This window comes from Nonlabens spongiae (assembly GCF_002117125.1).
GTDB classification, from domain to species: Bacteria; Bacteroidota; Bacteroidia; order Flavobacteriales; family Flavobacteriaceae; genus Nonlabens; species Nonlabens spongiae.
The window spans coordinates 2,335,520-2,357,943 of sequence record NZ_CP019344.1 but is presented as its reverse complement, the minus strand read 5'-3'; the positions used below and the strand labels follow the sequence as shown (position 1 = coordinate 2,357,943).

Sequence of the window (22,424 nt, the reverse complement as noted above, 5' to 3'; positions counted from 1 at the left end):
ATATAAATTTCTTGTTCATCATCATTATTGTTTGGTAACGGTAAATTCAGTTCTTCTGGATTGCTCGTACTCTTCGTCAGTACATTTTTTTGACTCACAGTCTATTACAGGATTGTCTTCTCCACGACCTACCGCCTTGATACGGCTGTCCTCGACACCTTTCATGGTAAGAAATGCTTTCACATTATTTGCCCTACGTTGAGAGAGGTCTTTGTTATAATCAGCACTACCACGAGTGTCGGTATAAGTCTCTGCAAGTATTTCCATTCCTGGATTCTTGATCATCATATTTGCTACACGAGTCAATTCTTTCTCTGCACTAGGAGTAATAGCGTCTTTGTCGTCCTCAAAGTAAATCGTGTTAACCTGCATTTTCATATCCTTGATCTCGATATCCTCTACATCGCCTTCAGCACCTTCTTCTGGAGCGCTACCGGCTAGATAATCAAGCTCAAGGCGCTTGCTTGGCTTCAAGTATTGATTAGCAGCACGTTTGATATCCTCTCTTGTAATGCTTTTGTAGATATCAAGTTCTTTGTTGATACGATCAGTATCTCCTTGAAGCATGTAGTAACTTGCTAGCGAAGCAGCGATTCCTTCTACACGAGAGTTAGAACTTACATATTGAGCTTCAAATTGGTTGCGTAGTTTTTGGAATTCACGTTCAGAGATCAATTCAGTTTGAAGTTTTACGATCTCCTCATCCATCACCTCGGCAAGTTTGCTTAATTCCACATCGCCCTTAGCAAGTGCACCCATGGTATAAGTTCCATAATCTTGGTTAGCTTGGTTAAAGGCAAGTACTTGAAGTGCGAACTGCTCCTCTTCAACCATTCTTTTATACATTCTAGAGCTATTACCACCAGTAAGTACAGAGCTTATATAGTCCATGATGTAGGCATCTTTACTTGTATTTTTAGGTGTAATCCATGAAAAGACTTTTACAGGAATCTGGATGTTTGCGTCATACTCGGTTTCATATCGTGTCTCAGTAATCGGGTCTTCTTTGATGTTCACACGTTGTGGAACTGGCGCCTTGTTAGGAATAGGACCAAAGTAATCCTCGATCATCTTCTTAGTTTCATCGATATCTATGTCTCCTGCAACAACTAGCACGGCGTTGTTAGGATTGTAATATTTATCATTAAACGCTTGAAACTCCTCCAGTTTCGCCGCATTTAAATCTTCCATAGAACCTATTACTGACTGACCATACGGGTGCTTTTTGAACAAATGCTTGTCAATTCCTGTACGATATATAATAGCCCCATAAGGTGCATTATCGATGCGCTGTCTCTTTTCTTCTTTGACAACCTCATTTTGGGTATCTACACCTATTTGCTCGATTTTAGGATGTAGCATACGCTCACTTTCCATCCATAAGCCCATTTCTAGTTTATTAGAAGGGAACGTCTCGTAATAGTATGTACGGTCTTGAGTAGTGTTTGCGTTGTTGCTACCACCGTTTGCCGCTACGATATCAAACCACTCACCGCGCTCGATGTTTTCTGTTCCTTCAAATAATAGGTGTTCAAAAAAGTGGGCAAAACCGGTTCTTCCAGGCTCTTCATCTTTTGCTCCTACCTGGTACATCACTGCTGTAGTGACCACTGGAGCACTATTTTCTTGATGTAGGATCACGTGTAGCCCGTTATCAAGGTCGTACTCGGTAAACTCCACCTCTTGGGCAAAGCTGGTTGCCGTTGCTAAGACGGCAGCCAGACTCAAGACTAATTTTTTCATTGGGTTTAGATTTGTTTATTATTCATCATAGGTATGAAAATTTATGATGATGTTACAATTATTTTGGTAAAGTTAGCTTTCGCGAAAGCGCAATACCGTTAAAGTAATTTCAAATATTGGGAAAATAAGGACACTAAATTCTACTTTTACTTGAAAACACTTAATATAACCAAATGAATACCTTTAAATACGGAGTCTACCTAGCCATTACCCTTATTGCATATTTTATTTTGCTCGACCTTCTAGGACTGGCAGATAATGTCTATTTCTCGTTTTTCAATGCCGTTCTTACCGCTGGGAGTCTGTTCCTAGCCGTGCGTGACGTTTACAAACACGAGAAGGAAAAATTTAAATATATGGAAGGGTTTCAGGCAGCGCTGGTTTCAGGATTCATAGGCACACTCATATTTACCGTTTTTATGGCGATCTACCTTTACGAAATTAACCCTGACCTGGGTGCCGAGATTAGACAACAGGTAGAAATCGCTGGTAGTGGTGTAAATGTTGCCATCTTGTTATTCATATTCCTATCAGGTCTTGCAACTACGATCGTGAGCGCGCTGTGCATCCTGCCCATTTATAAGAGATCATGGAATACCCGTCAGGTGCGCGCAGAGCAAAAACCCATGAATCATAAAGCTTAGGTTTATCTGTTCTCGCTTTCCATCGGTCGCCATAGGCTTGCCGACGGCGCAGTACGAAAGCGGAACAATAAAAATGAATGCTAGAAGTTTTAATTCAATCTACTGTAAGAGTGGCCTCTAGATGAACGTACAAACTTTTATTGAAAATTTGTTGATAAGTTTGTAGAGTTTTGGAATAGAGGTATATTTGCAGCCCTAAAATCAATAGTTAATTCAAAGTTATGTATGCAATCGTAGAGATAGCAGGGCAACAGTTCAAGATCGAGAAGGATCAGAAGTTGTACGTACATCGCTTGAAAGAAGATGAAGGTGCTAGTTTTAACATCGACAAGGTTCTTCTTTTAGGTGACGGTGACAACATCACCCTCGGCGCCCCAGCTATAGAAGGAGCATTTGCTGAAGCAAAAGTTCTGGGACACCTTAAGGGTGACAAAGTGATCGTTTTTAAGAAGAAACGACGTAAAGGTTACAAAAAGAAAAACGGTCATAGACAGTATCTTACTCAAATAGAGATTACTGGAATTACTAGTGGAGGAAAAAAATCTGCAGCTAAGCCTAAGGCAAAGAAAGCAGATGACGCTCCCAAAGGTAAAGTAGCTGACAAGAAAGAAGCGGTTGCAAAAGAGCCTGCAAAAGGTGAAGAAGAGTAAAAGTTCAATTTGTCCCGCCTCGAGTGGGAGCTAAATAAAATATCATGGCTCATAAAAAAGGAGTAGGTAGTTCTAAGAACGGAAGAGAATCAGAATCGAAACGACTGGGTGTAAAAATCTTTGGTGGTCAAGAGGCTATCGCTGGTAACATAATCGTGCGCCAGCGTGGTATGGAGCACCATCCAGGTGAGAATGTATATGCTGGAAAAGATTATACATTACACGCAAGAGTTGATGGAAAAGTGCAATTCACAAAAAAGCGTAACAACCGCTCATTTGTAAGCATCATTCCAGCAGAAGCTTAATAAAGCTTCCACTTAAATCTTATTGATCCCAACTTGATCTTTTGATCGGGTTGGGATTTTTTATGCCTCACCCCCATCCCCTTTCTTGCATTCCTCTCCTTCTTACCTCAGTCGTCGGATGCAGGAGAGAGGGGAGTTACCTATGTGATCTTTTAAATTTTTTGGATTTGCCCTTCGAGTACCTCAGTGCTCGATCTTAATATGAGGGCTGAGGCACTCGAAGCCCGTTTTAGTTATTGAGAATGTCAACGCCGCCCTTCGAGAACCTCAGGGCTCGATCTAGTTGTGATTGCTGAGGTGTCATGCTGTCCCGATAGCTATCGGGATGTCGAAGCGCTCTCGAAACCCAATTAAATTTTCAAACAACTGCACTAAGAATTGAAACTCCCTATATGCCACAATATATTACTGGGATCATGGAGAAAGAACTCGCTGCCCCAATCGTTGGTTACAATTGGTTTTAGCTTGATTGTAGGAAATTGATTTTGCAGGTTGAGTGCGAGAATGCGATTGTACTCTTTTTGAACGTCTCTTACTTCTAGAAAGATCATGGAGTTATTGACCCAATCTTCCACAAAATAATCTTGAAGGTAAAATCCAAAACGTTGTTTAGAGAAATAGGACATCTTTGGAGAAGTGACATACTCTTCAAACCCTAATTTCCTATAAAATGCACGCGATACATTGTAGTTTTTAGCGCCAATGAAGGGTCTTACGGATTTGATTTCACTCACTATTTGAGCAGCTTGTTTTCAACTAGAATACTTGCAATTGAATCACAAAACTCAACTTGCTCCAGCTCTCCTACATTGGCGATCTGGATGGTATAAAAACCGGGAAATTCAGATAGATCTTCAAATTCGCGATCTAGAATGGTGTTCAAGTTATCAGTGAGTCGTGACATGGGCCAGTCCGTCATTTGGATGCTGTCCTTTGTAATTTTAAGACCAGCCTCACCATAAACCCCACCGGCATTACCTCCTTCAATAAAACCATTTAATGACGCTGTCTCGATTGATTTTTTAGGAAAATCAGTCGTGCAAGATGCAAGAGTTACAGCTGCAAAAATCAAAAGGCACAATCGCTTCATGGTCGAGGTAGTTTGTTAGATAACGAAGATAGGGTTTCTGTATTTTAATGAGATACACTACACTCTATCTTTTAAGTAATCCCAACCGTTTTGATTTACATCTTTAATATGGTCAAGATTACATTTTTTAACTCATATCAATTAAATAATTTGGAAATTTTAATCTATGAAAATTGATGCCCAATAATACGAAACTGTTAATAATCTGATTAATAACTAGTTTTATCGAGTAAATGATTTAATTTTAGAAATGATTTACAACCTGTGACACTTTAAAAAAGTGAGTACAACGTGCCAGCCAGCCCCTATTCAAGCAGACACGATAAAATTTTAATGATATGAAGAAAATACTCTATATTCTATATTATTTATTTTTTTTTCTTCCTGTGACAGCGATGACTATAATAATTGTCAGGGGATTGACTGCCAACCACCAGCCACACAAACAGGAGCAGGTACTTTTGGTTGTCTGGTAAACGGTGAGCCATTTGTAGACAACAGCGGTAATTTTAATTGCTTTTACCAACTGGTGGATGGAGAATATTTTTTTGGAATACAGGGTAATGATGAAGTTGGTATAGTTTCTTCCATGGGTGTTGGCGCGGACAAATTGAATATTACTGAAGGAGTTTATAATCTCGATTATGATTTCAATGATTCAAACTCTAATGGATTTTATTTTATAAGCTTTTATACCGGCTCGAATTTAACGGACAATATAACTTCTATTCCAGGTTCAGGAATGGTTAGCATCACTAAAATTGATTTAAACAATCAAATAATTTCTGGAAAATTTGAAGGGTCGCTTTTAAGTCCAGAAAATGAAGTTATCAGAATAACCGAAGGAAGATTTGACTCTTTCTTCACTAGATGAAATCACAAATAAAAAATACCATCAATGAGAAAACTACTATTACTTTTTGCAATTCTACCTTTTTTAGCATTAGCTCAAATAAGTGTTGATAACCAATGGAAGAACTCAATCAACCCTATTTTCATAACCTATAAAAGAATAGTATATCTTCTGGAATTCTACTTGATTAGTATATGAAATTTATGCTTTCGCGAAAGCAAACAATAAAGCAACCATAACCTTAAATTCACATCTACTAGGTAAATAACCTCAATCTTTATATCATGAAAAAGCTTATCCTTTTCATTTCATTTATTACTTTATTCAATTCTTGCGACAGTGATGACGACAACGCCTGCCAGGGAATAGACTGTCTTCCACCCATCACTCAAAACGGCGCTGGAACTTTTGGTTGCTTGGTAAATGGTGAGCCGTTTGTTGACAATAGCGGCAATTTTAACTGTTTTTACCAGCTCGTAGATGGGGAGTATTTTTTTAACATTTCTGCTCAATTCGAATCGTCAATACAAGGCATTGGAATAGGATCCCTAAATATCTCAATTGAAGAATCCTCTTCTTACTCGCTTGTCGAAGTTGGATCAAACAATTTTAGTGCTGATGTGTTTATTGATGCGCAAAACAATTTTGAGACGCAATCAAGTAACCCTGGTAGAATAGTAGTCAACAAATTGGATTTAAATTCAAACATTGTCTCCGCAACGTTTGAGTTTACTGTCACAAATTCCGAGACAGGTATGATTTACCAAGTAACCAACGGTCGGTTCGATACCGTATTCACCCGATAAGAGCTAAAAAATAAAAACGCTATGAAAAAACTAACTACCACTATCATGTTATTGACTGCTATGCTGTTGATAGCACAAAACAATGATTATTCCAATCATATGTAGTTTTTTTGAACTGATGGAACCTTAAACAACAACTTACAAATTGAATATCGCTTTCCTGCCTGCTGGCAGGCAGGCGCGAAAACAAACAATAACGCAACCTTAAAGTCTAACTGACATCTTAATAAGTAAGAAGCCTAATATTTACATCATGAAAAACATACTTCTAATTTTAATTTCCTGTTTAGCGCTTTTATCCTGTGATAAAAATGACGATGACAATTCACAAGACCCCATTTCACAACTACCACCAGCTACTATGACTGGGGAAAACACCTTTGGATTTCTTCTAAATGGTGAGCCAATAAATGTTACGAATACTACACAACAATTTGCTATTTATCAAGGTGGTTTTCTTCAGTTTGGTGCAGAGCCAGAGTTCAATAATACCGAAATAAGAATAAAATTAATTCTTTTAAATCCTTTAGGTGAAAATATTCAATACGATTTAACCGACTTCTCAAATTACCGTTCACGTATTCAGATAATAAGTTCTTCCAATTGTTTTTATGACTATGAAGAAACAATTACAGGAAATGTATTTTTTTCGAAAATAGATTCAACAAACTTTATTATTTCAGGAAAATTTGAATTCACAACTTCTACAGATGGTTGTGAACAAGTTCAGATAACCGATGGCCGCTTTGATTTGCAATACATACCTTAATCAATAAAAACTAAAACAACTATGAAAAAACTAATGACTACTATCATGTTATTGACAGCTATGCTGTTAATGGCACAAAACAATGACTATGCCAGCCGTATGGATCATATTTTCAAAAATATTGATCCCAATAAGGTGACTACTGGATATTTAAAGGATTTTGGGATACGATTTGTAAATATGGAACTGGCAGATGGGTCTATTAATACAACAAATGCCGTGAGTAAATCCGAATTTATAGGTCTTTATAATTCTTTATATACTATGAGAGTAGGTAATACCGCCGCAGGGATGCTATCACCACAGGCATTTAAATCTAATTTAAATGATCAAATAGATAATTCAAATGTAGATGTGCTACTAGGTGTACAACATTATGAATACCAGCAGTACAAAGAAAATGCATATTCAAATGGAGATGTATCCGTCATAAATGAACAAATTTATGATCGCAATGGTAGGAATCCCTATGAAGTAAAAAAGGTATTTGCCAGTACTGTTTTAAATAATGATATTAGGGGTAGTTTTTTTACATTCAGGTTACCTAGTGCTTTGATTTACTCTAATATTAATCTATCTATTGAAGGCGTTAAGATAGATTTTAATGATGGCCTAGGCTTCCGATCTATAGAACTAGATGCAGATGTAGTAGTAAACTATTCCTCAGGTGGTGAAAAGGATATTAAAGTAGAATTCATTTATGACAATGGGCTTAGTATAAAAAGTCATTCACAATTAAAAGTAGATTACGTTAATCCAAATACAACCCTAGATTTTGATGGGAATGGATTGTTCTGGAATCGACAGCTGGTTACAGGTGCAGCATGGCAAGGGGCAAGTGCTAGCGGTAGAGTGACTATAGAGTTAGCTCCTGGTCGCACACAAATCACTAAACCCTTAATAGTAGTTGAAGGTTTTGATCCAGAAGGGTCTTTCATTTATGATGATTTAATTAATGGTAGTGGTGTCGGAGGTTTTGATATATCTATTGATGACACAGGAACAGCGTTAAATGAAGCCATTGAAGATGAAGATTATGATCTGGTCTTTATTGATTATGTAAATGGGACAGATTTTATCCAGCGCAATGCGCTTATGGTAGAAGAGGTGATACGGCAGGTCAATGATTTAAAAACAGGAACAGAGAAAAACGCGGTACTGGGTATTAGTATGGGTGGTCTGGTTGCTCGATATGCATTAAGAGATATGGAGATCAATGGTGAGACTCATGAAACTAAATTGTACATAAGCCATGATAGCCCTCATCAGGGTGCAAATGTTCCATTGTCAGTACAAGCACTAGTTCGTCACTTAGTAGGAGAGCAGATATCCTTACCAGTTTTCTTTAGTTTGATAAATATAAACATTGCAGATCTAGACGATTTGAGCGATGATCAATTATCAGAGACTCTTGCTATTCTTGAATCACCAGCTGCTCAACAGATGCTAATCTATCAGATAAATGGTACTGGTCAGGGATTGTCACATCCTAGTTCTACGCTGCACGATAGCTTTTTAACAGAGTATCAGAATTTAGGCTACCCACAGCAAGATAACATCCGTAACATCGCAATTACTAATTCAACAGACTGTGGTACACAATTAGACTATGAACCTTTAGCAGATTTAATTAAAGCAAATGAAAAGATTGATTTGCCATTTTTTCTGACTAATATAGGACTTGCCATCGCTAATGGCTTGTCACTAAATCCAGGCAGGGTCTTATCGTCTCTACTTTCCACCAATACAGATATAAAGGCAGAATTTACATGTAAGGCTCTTCCTTCACAACAAATAGAAAGAATATATAAAGGAAAAGTATTTATCAAGAAAACGATATTGGGATTGTTTACAGTTGAGGAACATTTTATCGATCAAGGCGCATTTTATTCTACTAATGACATGTTAGCTTTAGATAGTTCAAATGGTGGTATTTATGATATTAATGCTTTTGCTACATTACCAGCAGAACTAGATGATTATGTTTTACAAACCAGATTTAGTTTTATTCCTGTTTACAGCAGTCTTGATGTAGGAGAAGGGAATGTTGTTATTGATCCAATAGATTTGTTCAAACGATATGACGCAACAATGCCGCCGCCAGCACCAAAGAACATTCCTTTTGATAACTTCCATGCTAACCCTTTAATAAGTCAAGCTCATACACAGTTTACCCTACAAAACGGTAATTGGCTTATAGATGAGTTATCAGATAATCCTTCTGTAGAATCCTGTGCTCTAGCATGTGAAATAAAAGATTGGGAAATAACTGGCCCAGATGAATTCTGTGATAGAGCCATCTTCTCGGTACCAGCCGGCGCTCCAGAATACAATTGGAATTATCCAGGCATTATCACGACTCCAGACCCCAGCCTGCCTAACGTTGTGGAGGTACAAGAATGGTTGAACGGTAACCATACTTTATCCGTTAATTTTGGAGACTATCCTGATTGTGGGGTCACAGCTGCTGATACTAGAATCAGTAAAAATGTATGGGCGGGAGTTCCCAAAAGTGGTGGTGATCTTATTGAGGTCACTCATGGGTTTGCGGTATTAGGTTTGTATCCTCCATCACATACCTATTGCGATGTTCAGGCATTTTCATTGATCAACGTTCCTTTTCCAGAACAAGTGGATTATTTAGAGTGGGAGTATCTGGAAGGTAACGCTGCTTGGGATGGTAATGCAAGATCAGGTACCTCCTTGAGAGAAGTGGTATTTTTCCCTGAATGTGACGAGACCGTTAGATTTAGAATACGATATGTGAACGACTGTGGACCAGGAGAATGGACAGAATATACAGTTAATTTAGATGTATGCGGGACCAATTGTGCTCCACCCCCACCATCTGGAGCTGACAGTATCAATTTTAGGATTTTCCCAAATCCAGCTGATGACGATATGTTTATTGATAAAAAAGATGAATCCCTATGGACTTTTATGGGATTGTGCAACGATCAAATATTAGATCCAAGTGGAGAACCCTATTGCAACTATTATGTTTGGGTAGTAATTTATGACGATTCATCAAATACGGTAATGAATGTGAGCCATAGATTAGGTGATACGTTAGACGTTTCAGGTCTAAGTCCAGGAAACTATTTTATGCAGATTTCACATGGCTCTAATCAAATGGAAACGGTACAGATCGTAATTCAATGATTTGAAGTTGATCTATTCATTAAAAAAACCCCTCAAAGTTTTCAACTTGAGGGGTTTTTCAAAAAAGGTTACCAAATCTACATTCTGATTCCCTTCAGTCTCTTTTCAACTTTCTGCTTCTTTGCAGTCAGTTCTTTCATAAGTTCCATTAACTCTGGATCCTTAGTTTCTTTATAGATTTCGTTAATGCCCAAAATGAGCTCTTTACCGCGTCTAGAAGAATGTACACGATCACTGGTGGACATGTTGCTCATGCTGGCATTCAACCATTCATTAGCTTCTTCTACCCATTGTTTTTTATCTTTCATTAATTCTATAATTATCCGCTAATAAATTAGCAAATTAATAATTTTGGCATAATAGGCTAAAATTCTCACACAACCAATTAAAAATCAGTTAAATTAAAGAGGTTGTGAATAAAATCGCCGCTCTTTAAAAAAGCGGCGATCTAATATTTAGCTTTTAGAAAGTGACAGAAAACCTGAATGCTTTAACTTTATAAAAATTTCAACTTTGGCAGAGACCAAAATCTGAACACCATAAAATTGTCTTTCGTCTTTTGTCTTTCAGCTGGTGGCTGAGCGGAGTCGAAGCCCAGCGGTCTGTCATCCTCTCCAGCCCTACTGTTCTAGTATCTGTAATATTCTGGCTTGAAAGGTCCTTCAACTTTAACACCTATGTAGTCAGCTTGATATTCTTTCAGTTCAGTAAGTTCTGCTCCTATACGCTCAAGGTGAAGCGCTGCAACCTTTTCATCAAGGTGCTTAGGAAGCATGTATACTTCATTCTTGTACTTGTCAGAGTGGTTCCACAACTCTATTTGAGCAAGCGTTTGGTTCGTAAATGAATTACTCATTACAAAACTCGGGTGACCCGTTGCACAACCTAAATTCACTAAACGACCTTCTGCAAGAAGGATAATGTCCTTCCCGTCGATCGTGTATTTGTCAACCTGAGGCTTGATTTCAACTTTAGTATCTCCGTAGTTTTTGTTCAAGAAAGCTACGTCGATCTCGTTATCAAAGTGTCCTATGTTACAAACGATCACTTTGTCGCGCATCGCTTTAAAGTGCTCACCTCTTATGATGTCTTTATTACCTGTAGTAGTGATCACTACATCTGCATTTCCTACGACAGTCTCCAGCTTCTTAACTTCATAACCATCCATAGCTGCTTGAAGGGCACAGATAGGATCGATTTCAGTAACCGTTACGATAGATCCAGCACCTCTAAAAGAAGCTGCAGTACCTTTACCTACATCACCATAGCCACAAACTACCACACGCTTACCGGCAAGCATAGTGTCTGTAGCGCGACGTACGGCATCTACTGCACTTTCTCTACAACCGTATTTATTGTCAAACTTAGACTTGGTTACTGAGTCGTTTACGTTGATCGCTGGCATAACTAGCGTACCGTTTTTCATGCGCTCGTACAATCTGTGAACTCCAGTAGTTGTTTCTTCAGAAAGACCTTTGATGCCTTTGGCAAGTTCTGGATATTCATCAAAAACCATGTTAGTCAAGTCTCCACCATCATCTAGGATCATGTTAAGCGGCTGGCGCTCTTCCCCAAAAAACAATGTCTGCTCGATACACCAGTTAAACTCTTCCTCACTCATTCCCTTCCATGCATAAACCGGTATTCCAGCTGCTGCAATTGCTGCTGCTGCATGATCTTGTGTAGAAAAAATGTTACAAGAAGACCAGGTTACATCGGCTCCCAGAGCAACGAGAGTTTCAATTAGAACCGCAGTTTGTATAGTCATGTGAAGGCAACCAGCGATGCGAGCGCCTTTAAGTGGCTGCTCGTCTTTATATTCTTCCCTTAGGGACATTAGACCGGGCATTTCTGCTTCGGCAAGTTCAATTTCCAGGCGGCCGTATTCGGCTAGGGAAATATCTTTTACTTTGTAAGGAACGTAAGGAATCGTTTCTGTGCTCATTTGCTTGTTTTAATACGCCTGACCTCAAGTGAACCCTCACTATCAAGTCGTTGAGGCATTAATTATTTGTTAAATTGCGGTTGCAAAGCTACGAAAAAACAAGCCTTCTTATGCCGCTTTACAAAACACTTAACAACAGGAGTAATACCGCGGTATACATCTGGGAGATTGTGGAGAGTGAAGCATGGCTTAGAACAGACATTGAGTTGTCTCAAAACTCCATGAATCGGTTGCTTACCATGAGTTCTGAACTGCACCGCAGGGGGTTTTTAAGCATCAGGCATTTGTTGCGGGAGGCGGGCTACGCTGATAACGATCTATATTATTCAGAGAATGGGAAACCCTATCTCAAAGACGGCCGCCACATTTCCATTACGCATAGTTTTACTTTTACAGGGATTGTGATAAGTGATTCACCTACCGGAATTGATATTGAGAAGCAACGGGACAAGATTCAGCGAATTGCGATTAAATTTATTGATCACGAGAGTCAATATCTCAACGCTATTGAGGATCCCACCCGCGAGTTGACTGTTATTTGGGGTGCAAAAGAATCCATGTATAAATTATACGGCACAAAAGGCCTTGGATTTAAGGCACACTGCAAAGTGGATCGGTTTAATATAGATCAAGAAACTATAGCTTGCTCGCTCCATTTTGAAGAGGACCGTTTGGATTTTGACGGTTTTTTTCTTGAAATGAAAGGCTTCACCATGGTTTATATCCTCCCTAAAGATGCATAAAATCTACGACCTAATCACTTCAGTTGAGCGCACGTTAGGGATTTTGGTAGATCCTGAAAAGATGGGATTTGAAGAGGTTTCCGCTTTCGCGAAAGCGTTATCTCTTAACAGCTCCAGAATTATCAAGAAGTTTGACGTAGACCAAATAGTTTTGCTGGTAGGCGGCAGTACCATGGAAAACGTGGATTTTGACAAGTGGACACAACACCTGAGAGGATCGACTAAACTACCTATTATACTTTTCCCAGGCTCGCACAAACAAGTTTCCAGCGCCGCAGATGCGATCCTGTACCTCAACTTGATCTCTGGTCGCAATCCAGACTACCTCATCGGTGAACAGGTGGCCGCAGCTTATAAGGTTCAAGAGGCAAGGATTGAGGTAATACCCACCGCGTATTTGTTGCTTGATGGCAAAAATGAGTCGGCGGTGGCGCGTGTTTCTAATACAACTCCCATGAGTCAGCAAGATATTGATGAGGTGGTTAAAACGGCTTTGGCAGGTCAGTTTATGGGTAATAAATTGATTTATCTCGAGGCGGGCAGCGGCGCAAAACAACCAGTTACCGATGAAATTGTAAAGGCGGTACAACAGCGAGTGAACACACCTACAATCGTAGGCGGTGGCTTGCGCACTAAGCAAGCCATTAAATCAAAATTTGATGCCGGCGCCAGAATGGTCGTGGTGGGCACAGCGATTGAAGAAAATCTGAGTTGGCTTGATATTTAAATTATGAACAGGTAGATTTGATTAAGACTAAATAAATAGTTCTAGAATGAGACCATCAATCAAATTTTTGTACTCTGTACTTATAATTTTCTCCATCATCTCATGTGAATCTGAAAAAAAGCCGAAAATATCCTATGAGGATGAAAACAAGGAGCAGACCTTAGGCATAGACTCAACCTATGTACCTCTAGCATCAAATCCTATTCATATTGACAGTACTGAGTATTTGATGCATCTAATAGGCGAATTTAGAATACCGAAAAGTCAAACCCGATATGGGTTAAGTAAGTCTAGTTATGGCTATGGACAGTTCAAAATTTCAAATTTCAACGGGCTTGAGATAACTGGCGATATAAATAATATTAAATTTCAGAAGCTCGGAACAGAGGACTTGTATCCATTAACAGACGCCTATATAAATATTAATTCAATTCGTTACGCTAGTGAAATTAATAACAACATTCAGAAGCAGTTTTTAATTTATAAAATCAATGACCAAGACACTAATCAAGACGAGGTACTGAATTATAATGATGTTGAATCTCTATACATTAGTGATATAGATGGTACTGGCTTTGAAAAAATTAGCCCACCTAACCATGAACTTATTGATTATCAAATATGGGATGTAAATAATCGTCTTTATTATAGAACTATCGAGGATTCAAATAAAAATGGTGATTTTGATGTAAAAGACTCGATTCACTTTTACTATTTGGATTTTAGCATTGATGTATTCATGCCGGTAGAATACAATCCCGTCAACTAAGTAGTTTAATCAGTATGAAAAACATCGATAAACAAAGCTTGCAGAAGGCTTATGATTTATTTGAGTCGGGTAAAATAGACCGCATTGAAGTAGGATCTACACGAGGTTTACAAGAAATCCATAGCTATCTATTTAATGACCTGTATGATCATGCCGGCGTCATCCGAGAGAAGAATATTTCTAAAGGTGGTTTCCGGTTTGCGAATGCTTTGTACCTCAAGGAAATTTTATTGAAGATTGAACAGATGCCTGAAAATGATTTTAAAACCATCATTGCTAAATACGTTGAGATGAATATTGCCCATCCCTTTATGGACGGTAATGGGAGATCCATGAGAATTTGGTTGGATATGATGTTGAAAAAGAAACTTAGAAAAGTCGTTAACTGGCAGTTTGTAGATAAAATCTTGTATTTGCAAGCCATGGAGCGCAGCCCTATAAATGATCTGGAATTAAGAACGTTACTATCTGAGAACCTGACATCAAAAGTCAACGATAGAGAAATCATTTTCAAAGGAATCGAGCAATCTTACTATTACGAGGGCTACAAGAAAGAAGATTGATCCTTTACAAAACAGAAGAACCTTAGACCTCACAAACTCAAAGACTCATAAACTCATTAACTAAACCCATGAAAGCATCCATAGAATTAACCATGTCTCCGCTCCAAGGAGATTATGAAGAACACATTATAAAATTCATCAAGAAACTGCGCGACTCTGAATTTAAGATACTTGAAAACCCACTAAGCACGCAGATTTATGGCGACTTTAAACCCATGATGCAATTTTTGAGCGAGGCAATGGAGGAGAGCATGAGGGAAACACAAGCCGTTCTTTTTTACATGAAAGTGGTCAAAACTGACCGTCATGATTACGAGCCGCATTTTTGACTTAGGCTTTAGGTTCTAGGCATTAAGCTGTACGCAACAAGCCGCTTGCTAATCGCTAGCCGCTCAAGATCTTAACAGGAAAGTTCATAACACAAATTAAAGCCCCCTTCAGGGGGTTGGTGGGCATAAACAGACATGGAAATAATCGATTACATTTTTGGACAATATAAGGAGTATTCTACTCTGCATATTGTTTTGGAGATATTGACAGTTATTTGCTCCATTGTTAGCGTAATATTTTCTGCACGAAATAGTGTCTTGGTATATCCATTTGGTATTTTAGGGACAGGAATTTATGTTTATTTATTATTTCAATGGGAACTGCCAGGCGATATGATTATTAACGCTTATTATTTCATCATGAGTCTGTACGGCTGGTACAACTGGAGCAGCGATTTGGGTGAGGAAGCGATTCCCGTGACACGAGTTTCTCAAGAGCAATGGCTGCAATCCCTGATGATCTTCCTAGGTGCAGTGATAGGTGTTTATGTCGTGTACCAGCTTTTAGGTATGCTCAGTTCCTATCTCAATTACATAGACATTTTTACCACGGGAATTTTCTTTGTGGGAATGTGGCAAATGGCTCTGCGCAAGCTGGAACATTGGCTGGTTTTATTGGTAGGAAATATAATCACGATTCCCTTATATTTTATTAAAGGTTACAGTTTTAGCGCTATTCTCTATATTTTTCTCGCTTATATGGCTTACGTAGGCTTCGTTGAATGGAAAAAACACCACCTCAGAAGGAATTTAGTGGCAAGCGAGTAGTACTTTTTGGACCAGAGAGTACAGGTAAGAGTACGCTTTCGCGAAAGCTTGCAAAACACTACCACACCACCTACATTCCAGAATTTGCTAGGGAATATCTGCAAGAAAAAATGGATCAAACCGGCACCGTTTGCGCTCTAGAGGATTTAATGCCTATTACGCGTGGTCAGCGACGTTTAGAAAATGAGGCTGCAAAAAAAGCCCACAAATTCTTATTTTGCGATACAGATGCTTTGGAAACTTGGGTTTACAGTCATATTTATTTCAACGTGGCACCTGAAGAATTGGAGCAGGTCATAGCATTATCTGAGTACGACCTGTATTTACTTATGCAGGTTGACATACCTTGGCAGAAAGACGACATTAGGGACCGACCCGATGATCGAGCGTATATTTTTAACCAATTTGAGGACGCGCTCAAGAAATTTGACAAAAACTATGGAATCGTTACCGGAACTGGAGAACAGCGACTGGAAAACGCTATCCAAATCATAGAACAAACTTTTAAATGAAACTAACTGACACCCAGCAAAAACAACTTGAAGATAAAGGAATCTCTCAAGAAAAACTCAAGGAACAGATACGCCGATTTCAAGAGGGCTTCCCCACTTTACGACTGAATCGGGCAGCAATCATCGATGATGGAATCGTGAGTCTCAGGTCAGTTGACATTGAGGCGCTCAAAGATCAATATGACAGCCAGAAAGATGATCTAGACATCTTAAAATTTGTTCCAGCCAGCGGTGCCGCCACGCGCATGTTCAAATTCTTACATGAGTTTCTTTCTAATTATGATCCTAAAAAAGAATCGGTTAACTCGTATATCAATAAGAATAAGGTAGATCAGCTTTTCACTTTCTTCACGGCGCTGGAAAAATTTCCCTTTTATGCTGAGGTGAAAAAATCCCTCGAGCAGAAATATTCTGATTGGGGGTCAAAGGATGAAGGAGAGCAAAAGTTTTTGTTTGTACGTGAAATGATGGAAAAAAACGGCTTCAATTACGGCGGGATGCCCAAAGGTCTTGTTCCATTTCACAAATACAAAGACCACATCGCCACGGCTTTTGAAGAGCATCTTTTTGAGGCTGCGATTTACGCCTCATGTACGGGAAAGGCGCGCCTCCACTTCACAATTGCTCCCGCGTTTAAATCAGACTTCAAGGAAGAATTTAAGCGCATTGAGGAACACGTGGAACAAAAAACGGGAATCAGTTTTGATGTGACCTATTCCTTCCAGCAACCGCATACCGATACAGTCGCGGTAGATGAGGAAAACAATCCCATCGTGCTGGATGATGGCACCCTATTTTTTAGGCCCGCTGGCCATGGGGCGCTGCTCGATAATCTGGATAAACAAGATGCTGACCTCATTTTTGTAAAGAATATTGATAATGTTACGGTTTCCAGTTTGGAAAAGGAGATCTGCGATTATAAAAAAATCCTTGCCGGCTATCTTTTGAAAAAGCGTTCAAAGGTTTTTGATTATCTGGAAAAACTGGATAATAGCAATGTTAGCGACGAGCTACAAAAAGAAATGGAGAAATTTCTAGAAAATGACCTCTGTACCGTTTTTCCTCGAGATTACTTTAAATACAAAACGGAGTACCAGCACAAATACCTATTTGACAAGCTCAACCGCCCATTACGGGTTTGCGGGATGGTAAAAAATGAGGGGGAACCTGGTGGCGGCCCGTTCTGGGTTGAGGATAAATTTGGTGAGATTTCCATCGAGATTGTCGAGGGCGTTCAAGTCGACAAGAACAGCAGCTCGCAGCAAAAAATTGCTCGCAGCGGTACGCACTTCAATCCGGTGGATATTGTGTGCAGCGTGCGTGACCATAAAGGAAATAAATACAATTTACACGAGTACAGCGATCCAGACACTGGGTTTATCACCTATAAATCAAGCAAGGGTAAAGAGATCAAGGCGCAGGAACTTCCAGGTCTTTGGAACGGTGGCATGTCTGAGTGGAACAGCATTTTCTTAGAGATGCCGCTCAAAACTTTCAATCCGGTCAAGACGGTGAACGATCTGCTCAAACCCGCACACCAGTTGAATGGATAGAGATCAAATTCAAAAAGAGTTCCATTTTAAAGCGGTTGCCAGCAGCGGTGCTGGTGGTCATCATGTGAATAAAGTGGCGACAAAGGTGCAACTGTACTTTGATGTTTTGAATAGTCTCGCTTTCGCGAAAGCGGAACACTCAAGAATCATCGCCAGATTAAACAACCGGCTCACAAATGATGGCGTGTTGATCCTTTCTGATCAGAGTTCACGCAGCCAGGCCACCAATAAAGAACGCGTGATCCAATCGCTGTTTGCCTTACTGGAAGAAGCGAGAAAACCTATAAAGGCCCGCAAGAAAACAGGAATTCCCAAAGCCGTAAAACGCAAGAGACTGGAGGCTAAAAGGAGAAAAAGCGAGAAAAAAAACAATAGAAACTACCGCTATGAAGGGTAAAAACGAGCTGCGAGTAAGTCTGATACAAACTTCCTTAGAATGGGAGAATCCTCAGGCAAATCTTGCTGCTTTTTCAGATAAATTCAAGCAGCTTAAGGGAAAGACCGATCTAGTAATCATCCCTGAAATGTTCACCACGGGATTCTCTATGAAGCCGCAAGGTATTGCAAGTGATGAAAAAATTTACACGTATCTAAAAACCCGAGCTGCCGAAGGAAACTTTGCGATCTACGGAAGCTCCATGCTTAAAAAAAGCGATGGCAGTTTTGTCAACAGAGGCCTATTTGCAACGCCTGAGGGAGATTTATTTATCTACGATAAACGACACACTTTTACACTAGCGGGCGAGCAAAAGGTTTATGACAAAGGTGGCAAACCTGTCATGGCAGAATACCTGGGCTGGAAGTTCAATCTGCAAATTTGCTACGATCTGAGATTTCCAGTTTACGCACGAAACACTCAAGATTATGATGTGGTGATCTACGTAGCAAACTGGCCCGTGCTTCGTGTAAATGCTTGGGACGCATTGTTAAAAGCCCGCGCCATTGAGAACATGGCTTACAGCATAGGCGTTAATCGTGTGGGGACTGATGGAACGGGTATGAATTATAACGGTCACTCTCAAGTTTACAATATATTAGGTAAAGAGATGATCGATCACCCTTGGGAAACCGATGGGGTAAAAACAGTAATTCTTAAAAAATCGGAAATTGAAAAATACCGTGAGAAGTTACGTTTTCTGGGAGATCGTGACGCATTTACTCTAGACTTATAATCTCATTTACGTCCCAATTTGGCTTTAAATTGATTTCCTTCCTTAAATATTGAATCCGTTCTGGTTGCTCGCGGTTGAGAATATTCCCAGGGTCGTAGCGTCCATTTTTATTGGTATCATAAATCCACCTGATATAATAGGTATTGGGGTTCATCAATTCAAAAGCGATTTCTTTGTTAGTAGAAATCACTTCCTGCGCAACGACTTTTAAATCTTTGGTGACGATTTGGACAATGACGGGAAATTCTTCTCCATTAGTTGTCTGGATATAAATATTTCCAAATTCTTTATTTGCCTTGGTGACTTGATTCAGGCTTAAAGTGTCTTTATTGGTTGATCCGTAAAAATCGGTGATGGCGCCTGGGAAGACTTTCATCTGGTAGCGCTGGCTCTCTTCTTCTTTGTAATCGATTTGTACAAAATTTCTCAAACTGTCGATTTTCAAAGTAAAAGGAACAGCTGTACTGTCTTTATCAATCACCTCAAATAAATTTTCATTTACAGATTCAATAGGTGTGGTAGCTGAAATTATAGACCCATTCTTGAAAAACTTTTTTTGATAATCGTTTGCTTTTGAATTGATACTCAGAGTGTCGATTTTTAAACTGTCTTTAATCGTGACCTTGAACTCTTCTTGAAAATTTCCCAGAGACGCATTAAGTCTCAAGGTGTCGACTTGAGGTATTGGCTTTAACCAATATTGCAAAGTGTCAGTGGCGTCTAGTTTGGTGATACGGCTTTCATAAAGTAAATTTTTATCGACCGGCTCGATTTTCAAACTATCTAAGTACCCTTTATAACCTACGTCGATTCTAAATTCAGAAACATGCTTGGCATTTTCAATTTCTGCATCTAAATTTTGTTTGTACAAATTGATAACGTAGGTTTCATCAGAAGGTAGTGTAATAGGTTCTGGATAGAAACCTATTTTCTCTCTAGAAGGATCGTATCTATAATCGCTGTTTTCCTCTTTGAGTGCCACCATTTGATAAGTTCCCTCTTTGAGGTTTTCCATGGTGAATGTGGTCAAGCTATCCAGCGTATTAAGAATGTAGCGCGGCTGCTCTTTGAAGACGGCACTGTCAGTGTAGGTAGAGTCCAACTCGTAAAGCAATACATTTACAAATTCGTCGGTTTCAAATTCAAGTACATTTTTGATTTGTCCTTTGAGTTTCAAGGAATCTACATAATCACCCGTACTAAATACATATTTCAAAAACGGATAGGGATTTCCTTCATTATTATCCACCACGCTTTGGCCAAAATTGATCACATACGTTGTATTTTCTAGTAAGGTATCTTGAATACGTATCGTAATTTCTTTTCCTACACCACCTTGAGGCAAAATAATAGGCGGATATTCCATGGGGGGAGAAATGACCAGTTGCTTGCGCAGATCTTTAAATTTAATGTACTCGTTAAATCTAATGGTGATTTCCTTTGCTTCAAAATTGGTAGAATAGTTTTCAGGATAAACACTCACAATTATAGGCGGCAATTCATCTATGGGACCGCCGCTGGGACTACCTCTTTTGGCACATTGCACCAGCAGGAGCATCATTAATGCAACGCTGGATAGAAAAGCTAGATTCTTTTTCACATTTTTCATTTCAAGTGCAAGTTAAGGTCTTGAATTTAATTGCGGTTAGCTGGCTTAAATAGATATTGACATAGTGGCTACGTAAAGTTTGATACCTTGAATGTTTTGCAGCTCGCGAGTACATAAGCTTAAAGTAGTTCCCGTTGTGATAACGTCATCTACGATGAGAAGGTGCGTACCTTCAGGAATTCGTTCCGGTTCATTCAAAGTGTAGATAGATTTAGTTTCATCACTACGTTTCACCTGACCCAGCTTGGCCTGATTGATTGTATTTTTAGTCTTAACGAGTAGGTTCGGTAAATATTTGGCATTAAGGGCTTTTGCGATCTCTTTTCCAAAACCATCCACCTGATTATAGCCGCGTTTCTTCAAGCGTTTGGGGTGCACAGGAACTGGGAGCACATGAGTCACTTTTTGAAATCCCGGGTCAGTTTTCATGTGTTCAGACATCATTTTACCCAAGTAGCTGCTTATTTGTTCTTGTCCCTGATATTTTAACGCATGGGTCAGCTGCTGGACAATCCCGATTTTTTCATAGAAAAACAAACTACGAGCATGAGCAATTTCAGTACGCCCATAAAAAAGTTCCTTGACCTTGTCATCTGCATCTAGATGTTGATATGCGATAGGCAGCTGAGCCTTACAAGTAAAACACAACACATTTTCACCTTTAAAAAGCGAAGTGCTGCAACCTTGACAAACCTCAGGATAAAAGAGGTGCATCAGGTCACTGAATGAGTTCTTTATGAGCGCGATCAAAATTCTTACTTTTGTATAAATATAAAAAGATCACGCATGACATCTTCCAGCGATAATCGTATTTACAAAGTTCTTGTAGTGGTACTTATTCTTATGCTCGCCGCTCTTGCCATCTGGAGCTATTCCACATTTAATGAAAATGAGGATATCATGGAAGCGCTGACTGACGAGAAGATGGAAATTCAAAAGGAGCTGGACAATATTTCAAATGAATATGCCCTAGAGCTTGAAAAAGGAACATTACTTTCAAACGATCTTGAAGACGCCCGCGAGCGCATCAATAGATTAGTCGACAGTGTGGACAGGCTTGAGGGAAGCGTTGAATTACTCGCAAAACTGCGTCGTGAGTTTGCCAAAATCAAGGTGGAAAGGGACGAGTTGAGAGAAGAACTTGCCGTTCTAAAAAGTGAAAATGCCCAGCTGGTTGCTAAAAACGACAGTACACTTCAAGTTCTCAACACAGAGGTCATTACCAGTATCAAAAAGAGCGATTCCATTAACATGCTCACAGACAACATGAATAAAGCGGCAGTACTGATGCCGGTAAACTTTGAGACCAAATCCTATATTGTACGCAGCTCGGGAAGACAGGTAGAAAACGACCGCGCACGTAGAGTGGATGCTTTGAACACTTGCTTCACCTTGCCAAACAACACTCTTGCAGAACAAGGAGTTCAGACCCTTTATCTTCAAATCATCAATCCAGAAAACAATGTGGTAGGTGCAAGGAAGAAGATCAAATTTGGCGATCAAGAACTCACTTATTCAAAAGAAGTCCAGTTCAACTATAAAGGTGAGGAACTTAAGATTTGTGAAATGATCGATCTGCCTAAAGAAATGCGAGAGTCAGGAAATTACCGCATCAACCTTTTTAGGGATAGTGAAAGACTAGCCACTCAAGTGGTATCGCTTAGGTAGAGATATCTCGCTTTCGCGAAAGCGAAATATTCAATAATCATCTT

25 protein-coding genes are annotated in these 22,424 nt (G+C 39.3%); 18 read left to right on the top strand and 7 right to left on the bottom strand.

Translation table 11 applies throughout. The annotated features are described in order from the left end of the window. Positions 1–24 precede the first annotated feature (24 nt). Positions 25–1,743 carry an insulinase family protein gene (locus BST97_RS10890; RefSeq protein ID WP_085767261.1) on the bottom strand — a complete coding sequence of 573 codons (1,719 nt, stop codon included), beginning with the start codon at positions 1,741–1,743 and terminating at the stop codon, positions 25–27. 173 nt (positions 1,744–1,916) lie between these two features. Here BST97_RS10890 and BST97_RS10885 point away from each other — a divergent pair, with 173 nt between their 5' ends. From BST97_RS10885 to rpmA, 3 genes are all read left to right on the top strand, one after another. Next, a complete protein-coding gene (locus BST97_RS10885) occupies positions 1,917–2,387 on the top strand; it encodes a DUF4199 domain-containing protein (RefSeq protein ID WP_085767260.1) in 471 nt (156 codons plus the stop codon). A 221-nt stretch (positions 2,388–2,608) separates the two neighbouring features. Next, complete coding sequence (gene rplU / locus BST97_RS10880; protein ID WP_085767259.1) at positions 2,609–3,037, top strand: 50S ribosomal protein L21; 429 nt, start codon at positions 2,609–2,611, stop codon at positions 3,035–3,037. Positions 3,038–3,081: 44 nt separating this feature from the next. Next, complete coding sequence (gene rpmA / locus BST97_RS10875) at positions 3,082–3,342, top strand: 50S ribosomal protein L27 (protein ID WP_085767258.1); 261 nt, start codon at positions 3,082–3,084, stop codon at positions 3,340–3,342. Between the two features lie 371 nt (positions 3,343–3,713). On the opposite strand, the gene BST97_RS10870 is transcribed toward rpmA, so the two are convergent. Beyond that, positions 3,714–3,968, bottom strand: a complete 255-nt coding sequence (locus tag BST97_RS10870) for a VOC family protein (RefSeq protein WP_317043416.1) — start codon at positions 3,966–3,968, stop codon at positions 3,714–3,716. A gap of 107 nt (positions 3,969–4,075) precedes the next feature. After that, entirely contained in the window at positions 4,076–4,432 is a 357-nt protein-coding gene (locus BST97_RS10865; protein WP_085767256.1) for a hypothetical protein, read from the bottom strand. Between the two features lie 529 nt (positions 4,433–4,961). Here BST97_RS10865 and BST97_RS10860 point away from each other — a divergent pair. The 4 genes from BST97_RS10860 (at position 4,962) to BST97_RS10845 (ending at position 10,022) form a co-directional block, all read left to right on the top strand. Further along, the gene (locus BST97_RS10860; protein ID WP_085767255.1) at positions 4,962–5,306 is read left to right on the top strand and encodes a hypothetical protein; all 345 of its coding nucleotides are present in this window, start codon (positions 4,962–4,964) and stop codon (positions 5,304–5,306) included. 263 nt (positions 5,307–5,569) lie between these two features. Beyond that, positions 5,570–6,091 (top strand): hypothetical protein, encoded by a 522-nt coding sequence (locus BST97_RS10855; RefSeq protein ID WP_085767254.1) that lies wholly within the window; start codon positions 5,570–5,572, stop codon positions 6,089–6,091. Positions 6,092–6,344: 253 nt separating this feature from the next. Beyond that, positions 6,345–6,860, top strand: a complete 516-nt coding sequence (locus BST97_RS10850) for a hypothetical protein (RefSeq protein WP_085767253.1) — start codon at positions 6,345–6,347, stop codon at positions 6,858–6,860. Between the two features lie 21 nt (positions 6,861–6,881). After that, positions 6,882–10,022, top strand: a complete 3,141-nt coding sequence (locus BST97_RS10845; RefSeq protein ID WP_085767252.1) for an alpha/beta hydrolase — start codon at positions 6,882–6,884, stop codon at positions 10,020–10,022. A gap of 77 nt (positions 10,023–10,099) precedes the next feature. Here the strand turns inward: BST97_RS10845 and BST97_RS10840 are convergent, their stop codons facing one another. Together BST97_RS10840 and ahcY are read right to left on the bottom strand one after the other, a co-directional pair. Continuing rightward, positions 10,100–10,330 (bottom strand): hypothetical protein, encoded by a 231-nt coding sequence (locus BST97_RS10840; protein WP_085767251.1) that lies wholly within the window; start codon positions 10,328–10,330, stop codon positions 10,100–10,102. Positions 10,331–10,650: 320 nt separating this feature from the next. After that, positions 10,651–11,967, bottom strand: coding sequence for an adenosylhomocysteinase (gene ahcY / locus BST97_RS10835; protein ID WP_085767250.1), 1,317 nt, complete (start codon positions 11,965–11,967; stop codon positions 10,651–10,653). A 110-nt stretch (positions 11,968–12,077) separates the two neighbouring features. Here ahcY and BST97_RS10830 point away from each other — a divergent pair, with 110 nt between their 5' ends. The 10 genes from BST97_RS10830 to BST97_RS10785 all read left to right on the top strand — a co-directional run bounded on the left by BST97_RS10830 (position 12,078) and on the right by BST97_RS10785 (position 19,103). Next, complete coding sequence (locus tag BST97_RS10830; RefSeq protein ID WP_085767249.1) at positions 12,078–12,710, top strand: 4'-phosphopantetheinyl transferase family protein; 633 nt, start codon at positions 12,078–12,080, stop codon at positions 12,708–12,710. Continuing rightward, positions 12,703–13,437 carry a geranylgeranylglyceryl/heptaprenylglyceryl phosphate synthase gene (locus tag BST97_RS10825; RefSeq protein ID WP_085767248.1) on the top strand — a complete coding sequence of 245 codons (735 nt, stop codon included), beginning with the start codon at positions 12,703–12,705 and terminating at the stop codon, positions 13,435–13,437. The genes BST97_RS10830 and BST97_RS10825 overlap by 8 nt, the downstream gene beginning before the upstream one ends. A 46-nt stretch (positions 13,438–13,483) precedes the next feature. Beyond that, the gene (locus tag BST97_RS10820; RefSeq protein ID WP_085767247.1) at positions 13,484–14,206 is read left to right on the top strand and encodes a hypothetical protein; all 723 of its coding nucleotides are present in this window, start codon (positions 13,484–13,486) and stop codon (positions 14,204–14,206) included. A 14-nt stretch (positions 14,207–14,220) separates the two neighbouring features. Continuing rightward, positions 14,221–14,769 (top strand): protein adenylyltransferase Fic, encoded by a 549-nt coding sequence (fic, locus tag BST97_RS10815; RefSeq protein ID WP_085767246.1) that lies wholly within the window; start codon positions 14,221–14,223, stop codon positions 14,767–14,769. A gap of 68 nt (positions 14,770–14,837) precedes the next feature. After that, positions 14,838–15,098 carry a thiamine-binding protein gene (locus tag BST97_RS10810; RefSeq protein ID WP_085767245.1) on the top strand — a complete coding sequence of 87 codons (261 nt, stop codon included), beginning with the start codon at positions 14,838–14,840 and terminating at the stop codon, positions 15,096–15,098. A gap of 135 nt (positions 15,099–15,233) precedes the next feature. Next, a complete protein-coding gene (gene pnuC / locus BST97_RS10805) occupies positions 15,234–15,866 on the top strand; it encodes a nicotinamide riboside transporter PnuC (RefSeq protein WP_085767244.1) in 633 nt (210 codons plus the stop codon). After that, positions 15,821–16,378: an AAA family ATPase gene (locus tag BST97_RS10800; RefSeq protein WP_085767243.1), complete on the top strand. Its 558-nt coding sequence runs from the start codon at positions 15,821–15,823 to the stop codon at positions 16,376–16,378. Before pnuC ends, BST97_RS10800 begins: the two co-directional genes overlap by 46 nt. After that, a complete protein-coding gene (locus tag BST97_RS10795) occupies positions 16,375–17,931 on the top strand; it encodes a DUF4301 family protein (RefSeq protein ID WP_085767242.1) in 1,557 nt (518 codons plus the stop codon). The genes BST97_RS10800 and BST97_RS10795 overlap by 4 nt, the downstream gene beginning before the upstream one ends. Next, positions 17,924–18,328 (top strand): alternative ribosome rescue aminoacyl-tRNA hydrolase ArfB, encoded by a 405-nt coding sequence (arfB, locus tag BST97_RS10790; protein ID WP_085767241.1) that lies wholly within the window; start codon positions 17,924–17,926, stop codon positions 18,326–18,328. The genes BST97_RS10795 and arfB overlap by 8 nt, the downstream gene beginning before the upstream one ends. Further along, positions 18,318–19,103: a nitrilase family protein gene (locus tag BST97_RS10785; protein ID WP_085767240.1), complete on the top strand. Its 786-nt coding sequence runs from the start codon at positions 18,318–18,320 to the stop codon at positions 19,101–19,103. The genes arfB and BST97_RS10785 overlap by 11 nt, the downstream gene beginning before the upstream one ends. Here the strand turns inward: BST97_RS10785 and BST97_RS10780 are convergent. Then, a complete protein-coding gene (locus BST97_RS10780; RefSeq protein ID WP_085768231.1) occupies positions 19,087–20,703 on the bottom strand; it encodes an Ig-like domain-containing protein in 1,617 nt (538 codons plus the stop codon). The two genes, BST97_RS10785 and BST97_RS10780, sit on opposite strands and share 17 nt — an antisense overlap. A gap of 54 nt (positions 20,704–20,757) precedes the next feature. Next, a complete protein-coding gene (locus BST97_RS10775; RefSeq protein ID WP_245833550.1) occupies positions 20,758–21,426 on the bottom strand; it encodes a ComF family protein in 669 nt (222 codons plus the stop codon). 72 nt (positions 21,427–21,498) lie between these two features. Here BST97_RS10775 and BST97_RS10770 point away from each other — a divergent pair, with 72 nt between their 5' ends. Then, the gene (locus BST97_RS10770; RefSeq protein WP_085767239.1) at positions 21,499–22,380 is read left to right on the top strand and encodes a hypothetical protein; all 882 of its coding nucleotides are present in this window, start codon (positions 21,499–21,501) and stop codon (positions 22,378–22,380) included. Positions 22,381–22,424 lie beyond the last annotated feature (44 nt).